Annotated in this window: 14 protein-coding genes, 1 pseudogene and 1 riboswitch; of the genes and pseudogenes, 5 read left to right on the top strand and 10 right to left on the bottom strand. The window is 67.2% G+C overall.

Annotation, left to right across the window (positions count from 1 at the left end; all coding sequences use genetic code 11):
- Positions 1–12: 12 nt before the first annotated feature.
- From murJ to metZ, 4 genes are all read right to left on the bottom strand, one after another.
- Positions 13–1569: a murein biosynthesis integral membrane protein MurJ gene (gene murJ / locus UAA55_RS29950; RefSeq protein ID WP_322957439.1), complete on the bottom strand. Its 1557-nt coding sequence runs from the start codon at positions 1567–1569 to the stop codon at positions 13–15.
- Between the two features lie 176 nt (positions 1570–1745).
- A complete protein-coding gene (locus UAA55_RS29945) occupies positions 1746–4598 on the bottom strand; it encodes a [protein-PII] uridylyltransferase (protein ID WP_322957437.1) in 2853 nt (950 codons plus the stop codon).
- 382 nt (positions 4599–4980) lie between these two features.
- Positions 4981–5595, bottom strand: coding sequence for a hypothetical protein (locus UAA55_RS29940; protein ID WP_322957436.1), 615 nt, complete (start codon positions 5593–5595; stop codon positions 4981–4983).
- A 139-nt stretch (positions 5596–5734) separates the two neighbouring features.
- Entirely contained in the window at positions 5735–6949 is a 1215-nt protein-coding gene (gene metZ, locus UAA55_RS29935) for an O-succinylhomoserine sulfhydrylase (protein ID WP_322957435.1), read from the bottom strand.
- 62 nt (positions 6950–7011) lie between these two features.
- Positions 7012–7089, bottom strand: a riboswitch (SAM riboswitch).
- 241 nt (positions 7090–7330) lie between these two features.
- Here metZ and secB point away from each other — a divergent pair.
- Positions 7331–7843, top strand: a complete 513-nt coding sequence (gene secB / locus UAA55_RS29930) for a protein-export chaperone SecB (RefSeq protein ID WP_322915488.1) — start codon at positions 7331–7333, stop codon at positions 7841–7843.
- An 83-nt stretch (positions 7844–7926) separates the two neighbouring features.
- On the opposite strand, the gene UAA55_RS29925 is transcribed toward secB, so the two are convergent.
- The 6 genes and pseudogenes from UAA55_RS29925 to hemE all read right to left on the bottom strand — a co-directional run bounded on the left by UAA55_RS29925 (position 7927) and on the right by hemE (position 13679).
- A complete protein-coding gene (locus tag UAA55_RS29925; protein WP_322957434.1) occupies positions 7927–8421 on the bottom strand; it encodes a hypothetical protein in 495 nt (164 codons plus the stop codon).
- Positions 8421–9026: a response regulator transcription factor gene (locus UAA55_RS29920; RefSeq protein WP_322957433.1), complete on the bottom strand. Its 606-nt coding sequence runs from the start codon at positions 9024–9026 to the stop codon at positions 8421–8423. The genes UAA55_RS29925 and UAA55_RS29920 overlap by 1 nt, the downstream gene beginning before the upstream one ends.
- Positions 9027–9302: 276 nt before the next feature.
- Positions 9303–10566, bottom strand: a pseudogene (rho, locus tag UAA55_RS29915) (transcription termination factor Rho).
- A 391-nt stretch (positions 10567–10957) separates the two neighbouring features.
- On the bottom strand, positions 10958–11386 hold the full coding sequence (hemJ, locus tag UAA55_RS29910; protein WP_322957432.1) for a protoporphyrinogen oxidase HemJ: 429 nt from the start codon (positions 11384–11386) through the stop codon (positions 10958–10960).
- Between the two features lie 41 nt (positions 11387–11427).
- Positions 11428–12537: a ferrochelatase gene (hemH, locus tag UAA55_RS29905; RefSeq protein WP_322957430.1), complete on the bottom strand. Its 1110-nt coding sequence runs from the start codon at positions 12535–12537 to the stop codon at positions 11428–11430.
- An 80-nt stretch (positions 12538–12617) separates the two neighbouring features.
- A complete protein-coding gene (gene hemE, locus UAA55_RS29900; protein WP_416235256.1) occupies positions 12618–13679 on the bottom strand; it encodes a uroporphyrinogen decarboxylase in 1062 nt (353 codons plus the stop codon).
- 478 nt (positions 13680–14157) lie between these two features.
- Between hemE and UAA55_RS29895 the strand changes: the two genes are divergently transcribed.
- From UAA55_RS29895 to coaE, 4 genes are read left to right on the top strand one after another with little or no spacing between them, the layout of a single operon-like run.
- Positions 14158–15081: a pyruvate, water dikinase regulatory protein gene (locus UAA55_RS29895; RefSeq protein ID WP_322957427.1), complete on the top strand. Its 924-nt coding sequence runs from the start codon at positions 14158–14160 to the stop codon at positions 15079–15081.
- Positions 15082–15089: 8 nt separating this feature from the next.
- Complete coding sequence (locus UAA55_RS29890; protein ID WP_322957425.1) at positions 15090–15719, top strand: Maf family protein; 630 nt, start codon at positions 15090–15092, stop codon at positions 15717–15719.
- An 11-nt stretch (positions 15720–15730) separates the two neighbouring features.
- Positions 15731–16582 carry a shikimate dehydrogenase gene (locus tag UAA55_RS29885; protein WP_322957423.1) on the top strand — a complete coding sequence of 284 codons (852 nt, stop codon included), beginning with the start codon at positions 15731–15733 and terminating at the stop codon, positions 16580–16582.
- 6 nt (positions 16583–16588) lie between these two features.
- Complete coding sequence (gene coaE, locus UAA55_RS29880; RefSeq protein WP_322957421.1) at positions 16589–17233, top strand: dephospho-CoA kinase; 645 nt, start codon at positions 16589–16591, stop codon at positions 17231–17233.
- Positions 17234–17237 lie beyond the last annotated feature (4 nt).

Here is a 17237-nt window from a genome sequence, read left to right as displayed (position 1 = left end):
ACTTCCGCCGTCTCACTTTCGTCTGCGCCGCAGGCGCGCCAGGAAGTCGGAAATGACGACGCCGCGCAGGGCCACCACCGCGACGCCGTAGACCACGAGGCCCGCCGTCACCAGCGCCGCCAGCGCCGGCACGCGCACCCAGACGCTGTCCACGAAATACGGATCCAGCACCGTCGCCAGGGGTATCAGGCAGCCCGCCATGACCAGGCTGGCCGCCAGGATGCGCGGCGCCCGGGTCAGCAGCTGGCGGTCCAGGCGCAGCCAGCCCCGCCGCACCAGCGACAGGGACAGCAGGCTGATGTTGCCCCAGGCGGTGATGGTGCTGGCCAGCGCGATGCCGACATGGGCCAAGGGCGTGTAGAGGGCCAGCACCGTGGCCAGGGCCATGTTGCCCACCAGGGTGGCGATGGCGATGCGCATGGGGGTGCGCGTGTCCTGATGCGCGAAATAGATGGCGGTCAGCACCTTGGACGCGACATAGGCCGGGATGCCGGGGGCGTAGACGGCCAGGGCCAGGGCGGTCTGGTGCGCCTCGGCCAATCCGAAGCGGCCGCCGTGGAACAGGGCCTTGTAGATGGGTTCCGGCACCAGGCCCAGCGCGAAGGCCGCCGGCAGGGCCAGCAGCAGGCCGAACTCGATGCCCCGGCTGACATGGTGGTCGATGGCGTCCCGTTCCCCGCCTTGAACATGGCGGGACAAGGTGGGCAGCAGGGCTGTACCGATGGCGATACCGATGACGCCCAGCGGCAGCTGGTTCAGGCGGTCGGCATAATAAAGGTAGGAGATGGAACCCGAGGGCAGCAGCGACGCCACGTGGGTGCCGATGATCAGGTTGATCTGGATGACGCTGGCGCTGATGGCGCCCGGCACCATCTGACGGAACAGGCGCTTCAAATCCGGCGTCAGGCGCGGCCAGGTCAGCCGCAACGCCACCCCCGCCCGATGGCAGGACACCGCCAACCAGATCATCTGCACCATGCCGGAGATGGTCAGGCCCCAGGCCTGGCCCAAATTGGCCTCCAGATGCAGCCAGACGGTGCAGCCCAGGGCCGCGATCATGCAGATGTTGAAGGCGATGGGCGCCGCCGCCCCCGGCGCGAAGCGGCCCAGCGCGTTCAGCACGCCGGTCTGCAGGGCGGTGATGGAGATGAACATCAGGTAGGGGAAGGTGATGCGCCCAAGCTCCACCAGCCGGGAAAAGTGTTCCGGCTGGTCGGCGTAACCGCTGGCGAGGCCCAGCATCACCCAAGGCATGGCCATCATCACCAGAGCGGTGATGGGCAACAGTACGAGGACCATGAAGGACAGCGCCTGGTCGGCGAACTGGTCCGCCGGCCCCCGCCCGCGCGCCTTCAGGTCGGCGGAATACATGGGCACGAAGGAGACGGTGAAGGCCCCTTCCGCGAACATGGAGCGGAAGTAGTTGGGCAGGCGCTGCGCCACGATGAAGATGTCGGCCGACACCCCCGCGCCCAGTACCCAGGCGGTCAGCAGGTCACGGATGAACCCGCCGACGCGGGAGATGAGGGTGAGGCCGCCGACGGTGGCGGTGGCGCGCGCGAAGCTCATGGTGCCCGCGCATTATCCGAAAACTGGCGCAAGCGCCAGTTTTCATGTTCCCTCAGGCGCCGGGCGCCGGCATCCGCCGGCTTGGCTTCCTCGCTTTTCAGTCCGCTGACGCTCCCGAAAAGCTCCGGCGGCCCCCGTCGGGGCCTATTGGAAAAAGAAACACCGTCTTGAGAGCCTTACTCAGCCGCCGCAGCGGCGGACCGGCGGCGCGCCGGTTTGGCCTTGGGTTGCTCCGCCGCGGGATCCGGATCGTCCAGAACGGACAGCAGCTCTTTCCGGATCTGGGCCAGCTTGGCCTCGTGCGCCACCTTCAGGCCGAAGATGTCCTTCACATAGAAGACGTCGACGGCGGCGTTGCCGTAGGTGGAGATCTTGGCCGAGGCGATCTGCAGGTTCAGCGCCGTCAGGGCCCGGGTCAGGTCGTACAGCAGGCCCGGCCGGTCACGGCCGTTGACCTCGATGACGGTGTAGCCGGCGCTGGCCTTGTTATCGACCAGCACGCGCGGCGGCACGCGAAACACCCGGGTGCGCGACGGCAGCGGTGATGCGCGCTTGGCCAGTTCCGGCGCCAGCTTGATATCGCCGGCCAGCGCCTTTTCCACCGAAGACTTCAGCCGCGCCCGCTTGTCGCCACTGTCGAAGCGGGCGCCGCTGGGCCCGGCACCCTGCAGGGAGAAGACGTCCAGCGCCATGCCGTTGGTCATGGTGGTGATGCGGGCGTCAACGATGTCGCCGCCGGCCAGTGCCATGGCCCCGGCCAAGCGGGAGAACAGGCCGGCATGGTCCGCGGTGTAGATCGTGACCTCGGTGACCGAGCGGCCGGGGTCGTAACGCGTCTCGATGGTCAGCGGCGCCTGGTTGGCTTCCGCGTCGTGGATCAGGCGGGCGTGCTGGGCCAGGGTGGGCGGGTCGAAGGCCAACCAGTAGTTGGGATAGCCCAGGGCCAGGTGATGGTCCACATCGGCCGGGGCCCAGTCGGGCAACTGCGCACGCAGGGCGGCCTGGGCGTTGGCGATGCGCCTCTCGCGCCCATCGGAACCCACCACGCCGCCGGACATCATTTCCTCGGCCCGCCAATACAGCTGGCGCAGCAGCGTGGCCTTCCAGTTGTTCCAGCGGCCGGGGCCGACGGCGCGGATGTCAGCCACGGTCAGGACCAGCAGAAGCTTCAGGCGTTCCGGCGACTTCACGATGTCGATGAAGTCGCGGATGGTCTTCTCATCGTCCAGGTCACGCTTGAAGGCGACGATGGACATCGTCAGGTGCTGCCGCACCAGCCAGGCCACCGTCTCCGTCTCCTCCTCGGTCATGCCCAGGCGGGGGCACAGCTTCTCCGCGACCTTGGCACCCAGGATGGAATGGTCACCGCCCCGGCCCTTGGCCACGTCATGCAGCAGCAGGGCCACCGACAGGGCGCGCTTGGAGCTGAGGGTGTGGATGACCTCGCAGGCCAGCGGCACCTCGTCCTTCAAATTGCCCTTGTCGATGTCGTGCAGGATGCCCATGGCGAACAGCGTGTGCTCGTCCACCGTGAACATGTGGTACATATCGTACTGCATCTGCGCCACGACCCGGCCGAAGTCGGGCAGGAAGCGGCCCAGCACGCCGGCCTCGTTCATGCGGCGCAGCGTGACCTCGGGATCCTTGCGCGAGCCCAGGATTTCCAGGAACAGCCGGTTGGCCTCCGGATCGTTGCGCACCTTGGGGCCCAGGGCTGAGATGGAGCGTGCCAGCGCGCGCAAGGCCTTGGGATGGATATCCAGGTTGTGCCACTGCGCCACGCGGAACAGGCGCACCATGTCCACCGGCTTGTCGCGGAAATGCCGTTCATCCCGGATGCTGAGGCGGCCGTTGTCGATGACGAAACCTTCCAGCTCGCTGGGCTTCACGCGCCGCAGGAAAGCGAAGCGGGGCGGCCGCTGGCTTTCCTGTTCCAGGGTGGCGCAGAGGATGCGGGTGAGGTCGCCCACGTCCTTGGCCATCAGGAAGTAGTGCTTCATGAAGCGTTCGACGTCGCTGGTGCCGGCGTGGTCGGTGTAGCCCAGGCGGCGCGCCATCTCGCCCTGCACGTCGAAGGTCAAGCGATCCTCGCCCCGGCCGGTCAGGTAATGCAGGTGGCAGCGGCAGGTCCACAGGAAGTTCTGCGCCTTGGCGAAGCGCTGCGCCTCCTCCGCCAGCAGCACGCCGTTGGCCACCAGATCCTTCACCTTGTCGACCTGGTAGACGTACTTGGCGATCCAGAACAGGGTCTGCAGGTCGCGCAGGCCGCCCTTCCCCTCCTTCACGTTGGGCTCCAGCACATAGCGGCTGTCGCAGAACTTCAGGTGGCGGCTGTCGCGCTCGGCCAGCTTGGCCTCGATGAAGGCGGGGCCGGTGTTGGCCACCACCTCCTTGGCGAAGCGCTTGCGGAATTCCGCGTACAGCTTCTCATCGCCATAGAGGAAGCGCGCCTCCAGCAGGCTGGTGCGGATGGTGATGTCGGCCAGGGCCTGACGCACGCATTCATCGGTCGAGCGCACGGCGTGGCCGACCTTCAGCCCCATGTCCCACAGCAGGTAGAGGACGTATTCCACCACCTGCTCAATGCGCGGCGTGCGCTTGTAGGGCAGCAGGAACAAGAGGTCGACGTCGGAAAAGGGCGCCATCTCCTTGCGGCCGTAGCCGCCGGTGGCCACCACGGCGAACTGCTCGCCACGCGTCGGGCCCGCTGTGGGGAAGACGCGGTGCAGGGCGAAATCGGCCAGCGACACGACGATGGCGTCGGTCAGGGCCGTGGCCTCGCGCAGGCAGACCTCTCCCCGGCCACCATTCTCCAGCCGGCGGCGGATGAGGGCGCGGCCTTGGTCCAGGGTCTGCCGCATCAGGGCCAGGATGCCGGCGCGCAGGTCCTCGCGCCGCAGATCGCCGTCCGCCAGGTTGGCCATCCGGGTGGTCAGCGCCTCGGCCGTGGGCAGGGCCTCCGGCATGGGGGTGTCATCCAGCGGAGCGGGGTCCGGCTTGGTCGGGGCGGTTTTGGCGGCAGGGGACATGGCGCGGCGAATCTCTGGCAAGGCCCAGCGGTTCGGTTCCGACCGGGCGGGCAGCGTCCAGGGTCGGGGCACCAGTACCGCGGGTCCCGGAACGGACGGGGAGTATGGCACAAACTTTTTCCCACGCATCACCCCATGCGCGGCCCGGTGCCTTGGCTAATCGTTTGCCCCCGGAGTTTTTTCCCGGTTTGCCCGCTTTTTCATCGATCACCGCCGTGTCATCGGATACCGACGTCCTGGCGGGCCCATCCCTGCCCATATGTCCCATGGCAGCCTCCCGGATCTTGTTATTCCGTTTTCAGGCTTCAGGCTGGCTTGACCCCGACGCGGACCCCTTCCCTGTCCAGGGGCCCACGTCTCACGCTGGATTTTTCACGCTGGATTACCCCGCCCCTTCCGCGCCCTTCCGCGGTAGCAGACGCGGCACCAGCGACAGCCGCCGGGCGTTGGCCGAGGCGGCGCGGTGGATGGGCGCCAGGCCCAGCCCACCCAAGCGGCTGGTGGCGTGGCTGAACCGGGTGAAGGCGCCGGTGGCGGCGCGCAGGGTGGAGGTGACCAGGCGGCGCTCCGCCGTCACCCAGTCCCCGGGATGCCAGGATGACCAGGCGGCGCGGGCGAATTCACCCAGCGCGTCGACCTGATGGTCGCGCCAGCGCCACCATGCGTCGTGGAAGGCGCGCATGCCCCCCACCAGGGCCAAGGCGGAGTCCGTGAAGGCCTCGACCTTCTCGCGGCCCATGCGTTCGAATTCGGGATTGGTGCCCAGCGCCACCGGGTCGCCACCGGTCTGGGCCAGCAAGCCCAGGCGCGCGGTGATGGTGTGGGCGGAGGCGAAGGCGGTCTCATGCACCCGAGTCGCCACCCGGTCCAGTTCCACCTGGGCCCGCTTCAGGTGCATGGCCTCCGGCGTGCCGGGGATGACCATGCCGATGCGCCCCTTGCCCGCCCTTTTGGCCGGACGCGGGGCGGTGGGGTAAGGGATATGCCGATCCGGCATGGTGAGCGCTCCCTTATGTTGCGCTGCGTTGTTGCACCGCAACATTAGGGGAAACGCCGACGACCGTCCACAGGGGAAGTTGTGTCCTCACCTGAGACGAAAGTTGAATTGTGCCTATGGCCGATGGTTACGCGGCCAGTCAGCCGGCGGCGGCGGCCAGGCCGGCGGCCAGGTCGTCGCGCAGGTCGTCCGTGTCTTCCAGCCCCACGGAGAAGCGCAGGGTGCCGGGACTGATGCCCACCTTGGCCTTTTCCTCGTCGGTCAGGCGCTGGTGGGTGGTGGTGGCGTTATGGGTGATCAGGCTTTTGGCGTCGCCCAGGTTGTTGGAGATCTTGATGATCCTCAGCGCGTTCAGCAGGCGGAACGCCGCCTCTTTCCCGCCCTTGACCTCGAAGGTGACGAGCGTGCCGCCGGCCTTCATCTGGCGCATGGCCAGCTCATGCTGCGGATGGCTGGTCAAGCCGGGGTACAGCACCGTCTCCACCGCCGGGTGGCCTTCCAGGAAGCGGGCCAGGGCCAAGGCGGAGGCCGCCTGCGCGTTCACGCGCAGCTCCAGCGTCTCCAGGCCCTTCAGCAGCACCCAGGCGTTGAACGGGCTCATGGACGGGCCGGTGTGGCGCAGCACCGGGGAGATCAGGGCCGCCACCTCGTCGTCACACAGCACGGCACCGCCCAGGCAGCGGCCCTGGCCGTCGATATGCTTGGTGGCGGAATAGACGACCACGTCGGCGCCCATGTCCTTGGGACGCTGCAGCACCGGGGTGGCGAAGACGTTGTCGACCACCACGCGGGCGCCGGCCTTGTGCGCCAGCTCCGCCACCGCGGCCACGTCGACCACCTGCATGGTGGGGTTGCTGGGGCTTTCCAGGAAGACCACGGTGGCCGGCGTGGACAGCGCCTCTTGCCACTGCTTCAGGTCGGTGCCTTCCACCAGGGTGCACTGGATGCCGTAGCGCGGCGCCAGATCCTTGACGATGTAGAGGCAGGAGCCGAACAGGGCGTGCGGGGCCACCACCCGGTCGCCAGCCTTCAGCAGGCCCATGACCGCCAGGTTGACGGCGGCCATGCCGCTGGCCGTGGCGATGCAGCGATTGAAGCCCTCATACCCGGCCAGCCGTTCCTCCAGCATGGCCACGGTGGGGTTCCGGAAGCGCGAGTAGACGAAGCGCGAGCCGTCGTTGACGAAGGCGGCTTCCGCTTCCTCCGCACTGCCGTAGATGAAGCCCGAGGTCAGGAACAGGGCTTCGGAGGTTTCCTCGAAACCGCTGCGGCGCGTGCCGCCATGCACCAGCTGGGTGCGGGGACGCAAGGTCGGGGCCGAGGGGGGGGTGGAATTGTCAGGCGTCTGGCCCATGGCCGTCACTCCGATCATAAGGCAACCGCGACCGGCAAGGGGTGGCGGCGTGGTCGGTGTACCTTATGTACGGCCCGACCTTTTAGCAGCTTGTTTAACGTGGCCTGCAAGCCGGTCAGCAAATCACCACGGAAACCGGTTTTAGGCCGGGCCGGCGGGCAGCGTCAACGGTGACCTTGTCATCGCGACAATGCGCGGGATGGGGCGCGGGATGGGGCGCGGAACGGCTGAAAGGTTCGCTTGTTTCAGGGGGAGCGCCGCCCCTGGGGCGCCCGGGGCCTTAATGCCCGGTTGCCGGCCGGTCGCTTCCGTGCTAGTCCCGCGCGCGTCAGTCCGCTTCTGCGGAATAGCTGATTTGCTTTTACCGGGAGTCCCAGACCTATGTCCGATGAGACCAGCCTGAACGGCGCCGCTAATGGCGGCAATGGCGCCACCGCCACCGAGGGCGCCGGCATGCTGCCGCTGGTGGTCAATGCCCAGTACGTTCGGGATCTGTCGTTCGAGAACCCGAACGCCCCGGCCAGCCTGATGAACGCCCAGCAGCCCAAGGTCGACCTGCAGGTCGACGTGCAGGCCCGCAACGTGGCGGAGAACGTGCACGAGGTGGCGCTGAACATCCGCGCCGAGGCCAGCCACGAGGGCCGCACCGCCTTCATCGTCGAGCTGTCCTACGCCGGCATCTTCTCCATGCCGCCCATGCCGCTGGACCAGACCCGCGCCGTGCTGCTGATCGAGGCGCCGCGCCTGTTGTTCCCCTTCGCCCGGTCCATCGTGTCCGACGCCGTGCGCGACGGCGGCTTCCCGCCGCTGATGCTGCAGCCGCTGGACTTCGTCGACCTGTACCGCCGCCAGGTGCTGGCGTCGGAGAAGCCGGAAGACATGGCCCAGGCCTGATCCCAGGCTTGAGCTTCAGTCAAGACAGCCGCCCGGCGCCCCATGGCCCGGGCGGTTTTCTTTTGCGCGACGGAATGGGGTGTTTAACCGCGTGCGCCACGGATGAGCGCGTCCACCGTCACCGCATCGGCACCGGCGGGCACGGTGGCCAGCGGCAGGCCGTAGGCGCCCAGGCCGGCCAGCGTTTCCGCCGTGCCGGCCACCACGTCCCAGTCGCTGGTGCTGGCCTTCAGGGCGCCCTGGGCCTCGCGCGCCGACCCCGCCAGGGTCACTTCCAGGCCCAGCGTCTCCAGCGAGCCGGCCAGGCGGGCGAGGGCCCCACCCACCAGCAGGACGCGCAGGGTGGCCGCGGGGCGCGGGCGCGGCACCTTGGCCACCAGCTGGCGCGCCTCTTCCGCCGCCGCCAGGATGCGGGCGGCGAAATCCTGCTCCAGTCCCCCGGCGGGCAGATCCGCCGCCAGCAGGGTGGAATAGCCGTGGATGGCCGTCAGCAGGTTGTTGAGGTCATGCAGGAAGGTGGCGGGAACCACCCGGCCCACGGCCTTGTCGTCGGCGCTGTCCCCGGCGGACGGGGGCATCAGCTCGCGATACCCATCTCCACCGCGCGCATCACCGCCTGGGTGCGGTTCTTGGCCCCCAGCTTGCGGCAGATGCCCCGCACGTGCAGCTTCACCGTCACTTCTTCCAGTTCCAGCGAGCGGGCGATCTCCTTGTTGGAGCGGCCCTGCAGCAGATAGTCCAGCACCTCGCGCTCACGCCGGGTGAAGCTGGCCCCGTCGGCGGTGTCGGCGGTGTTGATGTCGGCCGGAATGAACCGCTCACCCGCCAGCATGGTCTGGATGGCGGACAACAGTTCCGTCGCGCTGAGCGTCTTGGGCAGGAAGCCCACGGCGCCGCGGGTGAAGGCGCCCCGGATCTCGTCCGGCCGGGCCAGTCCCGACATCAGCGCCACCTTCAGCAAGGGGAATTCGGTCCGCACGCGCTGTAAACCGTCCAGGCCATTCATCCCGGGCATGCGCAAATCCAGGATCAGCAGGTCGATGGCCCTGTCCTGCCGCAGGGCGGACACGGCCTCATCCACGCTGGCGGCCCCCACGACGACCGTGCCCGGCGCCTGTCTTTCGATGTGTGAAGACAATGCGTCGCGCACCAGACCATGGTCATCGGCAATCAGTAAGCGCATGTGAGACGACCCCCGGCGGTTGCTCTATCCAAAAGGATAGACCAATAAGCCCTGCTATTTGAACCTTTTTTCAGCGTCTGCAAGGGCTGCGCAAGCACAAATTTCTTATGAAACGTAATTGAATGTGACTAATTCGCAATCAAGCTGACCAAACCCCAAAAATCGATCCATCTTGGTTAATATGCGGTTCATTTATAAAATAGTGTTTTTACTGGCAATAAAAAAGGACGCCATCGCGTAGCAATGACGTCCTTGATATCGATACTGGAATTCTTCTTACTGGTTCATGCTCTCGAAGAATTCGGAGTTCTGCTTGCTCTGCTTGAGCTTATCAATCAGAAATTCCACAGCGTCGGTGGCGCCCATCGGGTTCAAGATGCGGCGTCAGGATCCACATCTTGGCCATGGTGCCTTTTTCCACCAGCAGCTCTTCCTTGCGGGTGCCGGACTTCTGGATGTCGATGGCCGGGAAGACGCGTTTGTCCGACAGCTTGCGGTCCAGGACGATTTCCGAGTTACCGGTGCCCTTGAATTCTTCGAAGATCACCTCGTCCATACGCGAGCCGGTATCGATCAGCGCGGTGGCGATGATGGTCAGGCTGCCGCCTTCCTCGATGTTGCGGGCGGCGCCGAAGAAGCGCTTGGGCCGCTGCAGGGCGTTGGCGTCGACACCGCCGGTCAGCACCTTGCCCGAGGACGGCACCACCGTGTTGTAGGCGCGGGCCAGGCGGGTGATGCTGTCCAGCAGGATGACGACGTCGCGCTTGTGCTCGACCAGGCGCTTGGCCTTCTCCAGCACCATCTCCGTCACCTGGACGTGGCGGGTCGCGGGCTCGTCGAAAGTGGAGCTGATGACCTCGCCCCGGACGGAGCGGGCCATGTCGGTCACTTCTTCCGGACGCTCATCGATCAGGAGGACAATGAGGTAGACCTCGGGGTGGTTGGTGGCGATGGAGTGGGCGATGTTCTGCAACATCACCGTCTTGCCGGTGCGCGGCGGCGCCACGATCAAGGCGCGCTGGCCCTTGCCCAGCGGGGCCACCAAGTCGATGACCCGGGTGGTCATGTCCTTCTTGTTGCGGACCGGATCCTCGATCTCCAGCTTCAACCGTTCCTCAGGATAGAGCGGCGTCAGGTTGTCGAAGTTGATGCGGTGACGCACCTTGTCCGGATGGTCGAAGTTGATGGACCCGACCTTCAGCAGGGCGAAGTAGCGCTCGCCATCCTTGGGCGAGCGGATCTGGCCTTCCACCGTGTCGCCGGTGCGCAGGCCGAAACGCCGCACCTGGCTGGGGCTGACATAGATGTCGTCCGGGCCCGGCAGGTAGTTGCTCTCGGGCGAGCGCAGGAAGCCAAAGCCGTCCTGCAGAACCTCCAGCACGCCCTCACCGAAGATCGGCACGTCGTTTTCGGCCAGCTGTTTCAGGATGGCGAACATCATGTCCTGCTTGCGCAGGGTGCCCGCGTTTTCGATCTGCAGCTCTTCCGCGAACGCCAGCAGCTCGGCGGGCGACTTGGCCTTTAACTCTTGGAGATTCATCTTCGTCCTGTCGCGAGCCCCGGGAATGATGCGACGGGCTTGGCCGCCGGCCCCGAACTCATGGAATAGGGTGTGTAGGGTGGAAGGATGGCATCACCGGGGAAAAAGGACGGCGACGCCGGGAGGGGAAGTTCGGGGAAACTGGCCTCGCTGCGCCCATCCCGGGGAGGGGGGCGGGGATGCCTCACGAGTCAGGCGCCCGGATGACGGGGCGACTCGAAATCATCCCGACGTTACGGGCCTTGACCTGTTCCAGGATTAGTACAGGACCCGACGCCAAGTCAAAACAAAAAGTCCCGGATCACAGGGCGCATTCGACCTAGGACTAAATATCCCGGATGGGCGCCGGAACTTAAACGGGGCGCTAACGGCGCGCCCTGGAGGTGGACGATTAGAATGGGCGAACGATGACCAGGATGACGATCAGGATCATCAACAGGGTCGGAACCTCATTGGCCATGCGGAAGAAGCGCGCGGATTTGGTGTTGCGGTCCTCGGCGAAAGCGCGGCGCCAGCGGGCCATGGCCATGTGCATCGCCGTCATCAGCACCACCAGCGACAGTTTGGCGTGCAGCCAGCCGGCCCCCTTCAACAGGCCTGGATCCAGGGTGATCATGGCCAGGCCGCAGGCCCAGGCCAGGATCATGGCCGGGTTCATGATGACGCGCAGCAAGCGCCGTTCCATCACCTTGAACGTCTCGGACTGAGCGGATCCCACCGGCGCGTCGCAGTGATAGACGAACAGCCGCGGCAGGTAGAACAGCCCCGCCATCCAGGAGATGACGGCGATGACGTGGATGGCCTTGATCCAGAGATACATGGGGGTGGCACCCTGCCCTGTCTTTGAGGTCTTGGCGCCCCTTATGCCCCCGAGGCGGGCTGCGGGCAACCGGCTTTGCCGGTCGGGCACAGGCGCAGGCCCGTGCCGCACAGCACCGGCCCGCCGGCGGTGCGGATCAGCGCCTGGCGCACCAAGCCCGCCAGGCCGAGGATGAAGGACGGCTCCACCCCCACGGCCGGCACGCGCACGAAGTGGGGCACGCCCACCTCCTTGGCCAGATGGCGATACTCGTGCTCGATCTCCACCAGGGTTTCGGAATGTTCGGAGACGAAGGCGATGGGCACCACCACCACCGGCACCTTGTCCCGGCCCGCCCGGCGGATCTCCTCATCCGTCGAGGGGCCGATCCACTTCATGGGCCCGACACGGCTCTGGTAGCAGCAGACCCAGTCCAGGCCCTGGATGCGCAAGGACTTCACCACCGCTTGCGCCGTGCGCTCGCATTGGAACTGATAGGGATCGCCGTCCTTCACCACCTTCTCCGGCAGGCCGTGGGCGGAGAACAGCACGCGCGGCGTGCCGTGGGGAGACGCCGCCTCCAGCCCGACGCGGATGAGCTTGGCCGTGGCGGCGACGAAGCCCGGCTCGTCGGGATAACAGCAGATGGCCCGGCTGGGCGCCGTCAGGCCGGCCGCCTTGGCCGCCCGGTGCCAGTCCTTGAGGCTGGATGCCGTGGTGGTGGTGGAGAACTGGGGATAGAGGGGCAGCAACACCACCTCGTCCGGTTCCCAATCCTTCACGTCATGGGCCACGGCGTCGCTGAAGGGATGCCAGTAGCGCATGGCGACGAACACCCGGACCGTGCCGGCATCCCACAGCTGTTGCTCCAGCGCCTGCGCCTGGGCCACGGTGTTGGGGAGCAGGGGGGACCCGCCGCCCAGGGTCTGGTAGATACCCTGGGCCACCTTGTCGCGCCGGCTGGAGATCAGGTGCGCCACCAGTTGGCGGAAAGGCGCCGGCAGGCGAATGATGGCCGGGTCTCGGAACAGATTGTAGAGGAAGGGTCGCACCGCCTCCAACCTGTCCGGCCCCCCGAGATTGAACAGGACGACGGCGATGCGCCGGGCACGGGCGGCCTTGGGCGCCCCCTGGATGTCGGACGCGATCTCGGGTAGGGGCAGCGGATTCATGGGGGCTCGGTGGCGGTCGGCGGGTCGTATCGGACGCGGGCGGATACGGATGCCGCCGCGTCCTGGATCATGCGGGTGGATCATCCCTGATTTAAGGATGGCCAGTCCTGGATCAAGCGGGCCAGTTCCGCCACATGCTCGGGCGGGGTCTGCTGCACGATGCCGTGGCCCAGGTTGAAAATGAAGAGACCCTTGCCCAGCGTCGTCAGGATATCCGTGGCGGCGCCGCGCAGGGCCTCCCCTCCCGCCACCAGGGCCAAGGGATCGAGATTACCCTGAACGGGCACACGGGTCTGCAGGGCGCTGGCGGCCCAGTCCAGCGGGACGGACGTGTCGAGGCTGACGGCGTCCACCCCCGTCCGCTCCACATACGCCTGGATACCGATCCCCGCCCCGCGCGGAAAGCCGATGACGGGGACCCCCGGATGCCTATCCTTCAGAGCCCGCACGATGGCTTGGGTGGGAGCGATGGACCAGCGGGCGAATTCCGTCGGGGCCAGCGCGCCGGCCCAGCTGTCGAACAACTGCACCACCTCCGCCCCGGCATTGATCTGGGCGGACAGGTGGGTGACCGTGGTTTCCACCAGCAGGTCGATCAAGCGCTGGAAACCCGCCGGATCCTTGTAGGCCCAGCCCTTGGTGTGAAGAAACTCCTTGGACCCGGCCCCTTCCACCATGTAGGTCGCCACGGTCCAGGGGCTGCCCGCGAAACCGATGAGCGTCACCGGTTCCGGCAGCGCCGCCCGGATGCGCCGGACAGCCTCATAGACAGGTTCCGCCCGCGCTTCCAGGTTGGCCACATCGAGGCGGTCCAGACCGGCCTGGTCACGGATGGGATCCAGGCGCGGCCCCTCCCCTTCGGCGAACCACACCTTCTGCCCCAAGGCGTGCGGCAGGATCAAGATGTCGGAGAACAGGATGGCCGCGTCCATGCCATAGCGGCGAATGGGCTGCAGCGTCACCTCGGTCGCCAGATCCGGCTTCAGGCACAGATCCAGGAAACCGCCGGCCTGGGCCCGCACCTCACGGTATTCGGGCAGGTAGCGGCCGGCCTGGCGCATCAGCCAAAAGGGCGGACGGGGGGCGGTTTCGCCCTTCAAGGTACGCAGCAGCAGGCGGTCCGGCCGGCTTTGGGGCTGGATCTGGGACAAGGCGGTCTCCATAGGGGCGCTGGCGTGTTGACGGCCGGGCCCGACGTTTTCCCACAGGCCCCTTTTTCTACTCTGATCTAATTTGAAAAAGGAATGGGGTGGTAGTTGGCCCTGTGGATAACGGGAATTCAAGGTCATCCGCATTCCATCCACAGCGTTCGCGGGATCCAGGGCGCGTTCTTCAGAATGTGGACACTGTTGCGGGGTTTCTGGGCAGAGCCTTGGAATGGTATAGATTCCGTAGGGTCTGGGGATCCTGGGGATAAAGGGACGGCGCGCGTCATCGCCCCCGGTTGTTCCAAGGGGTGACGGACCTTTATCCCGATGCGGGATTCCCTCTGCGTGGGATCCCAGGAAGCCTGTATGGAAGGAAGACGGGATCCCGGAACACCGGATTTTTCCCGGATTATCCGTTGGTTTTCCCCAGATTCAGTTCACAGGTTTTAAGACCACCGCCGGAGCGACACCCTTGACACAGACGCCCCAAACCAAGGAATTCCACCTGCACCTGGTGTCCGACGCCACTGGTGAGACCATCAATTCCGTGGCCCGCGCCTGCGTCTCGCAGTTCGACCATGTCGAACCCGTCGAGCATTTCTGGAACCTGGTGCGCACCGATCGGCAGCTGGAAATGGTGATCGACGGCATCCGCGACAATCCGGGCCTGGTCATGTTCACCCTGGTGAATGAGCGGCTGCGCCGCCGCCTGCAGGACACCTGCCGCGAGATCGGCATTCCCTGCGTGCCGGTGCTGGACCACCTGATCAACTCGCTGGCGGCGTACCTCGGCCTGGAGTCCCAGAGCCAGCCGGGCCGCCAGCACGCCCTGGACGCGGAATATTTCAGCCGCATCGACGCCATGGATTTCGCCCTGGGCCATGACGATGGCCAGACGGCGTGGGAGTTGCATCAGGCCGACGTCATCCTGGTGGGCGTCTCGCGCACCTCCAAGACGCCGACGTGCATCTATCTGGCCAACCGCGGCATCAAGGCCGCCAACATCCCCTTCGTCCCCGGCTGCCCCCTGCCGCCGGAGCTGGACCAGGTGTCCCGTCCCCTGGTGGTGGGCCTGACCAAGGACCCGGAGCGGTTGATCCAAATTCGCCGCAACCGCCTGCGCCTGTTGAACCAGGGCGAAGAGACCAGCTACGTCGATCCCGAGCAGGTGCGCTCGGAACTGTCGGAGGCGCGTCGGTTGTACAGCCGCAAGGGCTGGCCCGTCATCGATGTCACCCGCCGGTCCATCGAGGAGACGGCGGCCGAAATCCTCATGCTGCTGGCCCGCCGCCGCCCGGCGGGGGCGGAGCCCATCAACCCGGTGGGGGAACCGGCTGAAGGTCCGCGCCCCAGTGGCCCCCGCCTTTCCCCCCGCCCGCCCCATTCCGGAATGTGAGTTCTTGCATGTCGTGTGAAGATTTCCCGCCGGCCCTGTCGACGCAGCCGGTGGTGCTGGCGTCCGGCAGCCGGACGCGTCTGTCCCTGCTGCGCGCGGCGGGGCTGGAGGTGGTGGCCCACCGGCCCGGCGTGGATGAGGAAGAGGTCAAGCTGTCATGCAAGGCGGGTGGCCTGACGGTGGAGGAAACGGCGGAAGCGCTGGCCGAACTGAAGGCCAGCCGTGTCGCCGCCAAGGTGCCGGGCGCCTATGTCATTGGCGCCGACCAGATGCTGGAGTGCGAAGGCCGCTGGTTCGACAAACCGGAGGATCGCGCGGCCGCCGCCGCGCAACTGCGCGCCCTGTCCGGCCGTACCCACCGCCTGGTGACCACCGCCGTGCTGTTCCACAACAACAGCCGCGTCTGGCACCAGACCGACCAGGCCAAGCTGACCATGCGGTCGTTGAGCGATGAGTTCATCGAGCGCTACCTGGATGCCGCCGGCGACGCCGTGCTGACCTCCGTCGGTGGCTATCAGCTGGAGGCCCTGGGCGCGCAGCTGTTCACCCGCGTGGCCGGCGACCACTTCACCATCCTGGGCCTGCCGCTCTTGCCCCTGCTGGGCTTCCTGCGCGTGCGCGGCGTGTTGCCCGCCTGAAGGATGAAATCATGAGCATCACGGGTAAGGCGCGCGTCGCGGGCGTCATGGGTTGGCCGGTGGGGCACAGCCGCAGCCCGCGCCTGCATGGCCATTGGCTGGCGGAGTACGGCATCGACGGCGCCTACGTGCCCTTGGCCGTCCCGCCGGATCGCATCGAGCAGGCGCTGCGCGCCCTGCCCGCCCTGGGCCTGGTGGGGTGCAACGTCACTGTGCCGCATAAGGAGGCCGCGTTCCGCACCGTGGACCGGGTCGATGAGACGGCCCGGCGCATGGGGGCGGTCAACACCGTCATCGTCCACGCCGACGGCATGCTGGAGGGCCGCAACACCGACGGTTTCGGCTTCATCGAGAATTTGAAGGCCGGTGCGCCGGACTGGCGGGCGGCCAAAGGGCCGGCCGTCATCATCGGCGCCGGCGGGGCCGCGCGGTCGTTGGTGGTGGCGCTGGCCGATGCCGGTGTGCCGGAAATCCGCCTGGTGAACCGCACCCTGGTCCGGGCGCGGGAGTTGGTGGCCGATCTGGGCCCTGGCGTCGCCTGTCCCGTTGTCGCGGTGGCGTGGGAGGAACGGGCCGACTGCCTGGCCGGCGCCCATCTGCTGGCCAACGCCACCACCCAAGGCATGGCGGGCCACCCGTCCCTGGACTTGGCGCTGGCCGCCTTGCCCCTGGACGCCGTGGTGACCGACATCGTCTACACGCCGGTGGAAACACCGCTGCTGCTGGCGGCCAAGGCGCGGGGCCATGTCACGGTGGACGGGCGCGGCATGCTGTTGCACCAGGGCCGGCCAGGCTTCGAGGCCTGGTTCGGGCGGGCGCCGCAGGTGACGGACGCCCTCTACGCCGCCGTGTTCGGAGACTGACTTCCGATGATCGTTCTCGGCCTCACCGGGTCCATCGGCATGGGCAAGTCCACGGCGGCGGGTATGCTGCGCCGCCTGGGCTGCCCGGTGCACGACAGCGATGCCACGGTGCACCGTCTTTACGCCCCGGGCGGGGCGGCGGTCGGACCCATCGGCCGGGCCTTTCCCGGTGTGGTGCGCGATGGCGCGGTGGACCGGCGGCTGCTGTCGGCGGAGGTGATGGGCAATACGCCGGCGCTGAGGCGGCTGGAGGCCATCGTCCATCCCCTGGTGGGCCAAGCGCGCGACCGCTTCCTGCGCCGCGCCGCCGCCTCCGGCGCCAAGGTGGCGGTGCTGGATATGCCCCTGCTGTTCGAGACGGGCAGCCAGGCGCATTGCGACCGGGTGGCTGTCGTTTCCGCCCCCCGCAGCCTGCAGCGCGCCCGGGTGCTGGCCCGGCCGGGCATGAATCCGGGCAAGCTGGACGCCATCCTGCGTCGGCAGATGCCGGACGCGGAAAAGCGGCGCCGGGCGGATTTCGTCGTGCCGACGGGTCTGGGCCGCGCGCTGACCTTGCGGCGGCTGGCCGCCATCGTCACACTGCTGTCCGGGCAGCGCGGCCGGGTATGGCCGCCCCGCCCCCGCCCGTCATCGATCCGCAAATCCAGGTAACCCG

This window comes from Nitrospirillum guanabarense, from assembly GCF_034653355.1.
In the GTDB taxonomy this organism is placed as follows: Bacteria; Pseudomonadota; Alphaproteobacteria; order Azospirillales; family Azospirillaceae; genus Nitrospirillum.
This window is presented reverse-complemented; position numbering and strand designations above follow the sequence as displayed.

What these genes read in the sequence shown, in the direction of transcription:
- murJ (WP_322957439.1), bottom strand. Translation starts at nt 1,569, where the DNA reads ATGAGCTTCGCGCGCGCCACCGCCACCGTCGGCGGCCTCACCCTCATC.
- UAA55_RS29945 (WP_322957437.1), bottom strand. Translation starts at nt 4,598, where the DNA reads ATGTCCCCTGCCGCCAAAACCGCCCCGACCAAGCCGGACCCCGCTCCG.
- UAA55_RS29940 (WP_322957436.1), bottom strand. Translation starts at nt 5,595, where the DNA reads ATGCCGGATCGGCATATCCCTTACCCCACCGCCCCGCGTCCGGCCAAA.
- metZ (WP_322957435.1), bottom strand. Translation starts at nt 6,949, where the DNA reads ATGGGCCAGACGCCTGACAATTCCACCCCCCCCTCGGCCCCGACCTTG.
- secB (WP_322915488.1), top strand. Translation starts at nt 7,331, where the DNA reads ATGTCCGATGAGACCAGCCTGAACGGCGCCGCTAATGGCGGCAATGGC.
- UAA55_RS29925 (WP_322957434.1), bottom strand. Translation starts at nt 8,421, where the DNA reads ATGCCCCCGTCCGCCGGGGACAGCGCCGACGACAAGGCCGTGGGCCGG.
- UAA55_RS29920 (WP_322957433.1), bottom strand. Translation starts at nt 9,026, where the DNA reads ATGCGCTTACTGATTGCCGATGACCATGGTCTGGTGCGCGACGCATTG.
- hemJ (WP_322957432.1), bottom strand. Translation starts at nt 11,386, where the DNA reads ATGTATCTCTGGATCAAGGCCATCCACGTCATCGCCGTCATCTCCTGG.
- hemH (WP_322957430.1), bottom strand. Translation starts at nt 12,537, where the DNA reads ATGAATCCGCTGCCCCTACCCGAGATCGCGTCCGACATCCAGGGGGCG.
- UAA55_RS29890 (WP_322957425.1), top strand. Translation starts at nt 15,090, where the DNA reads ATGTCGTGTGAAGATTTCCCGCCGGCCCTGTCGACGCAGCCGGTGGTG.
- UAA55_RS29885 (WP_322957423.1), top strand. Translation starts at nt 15,731, where the DNA reads ATGAGCATCACGGGTAAGGCGCGCGTCGCGGGCGTCATGGGTTGGCCG.
- coaE (WP_322957421.1), top strand. Translation starts at nt 16,589, where the DNA reads ATGATCGTTCTCGGCCTCACCGGGTCCATCGGCATGGGCAAGTCCACG.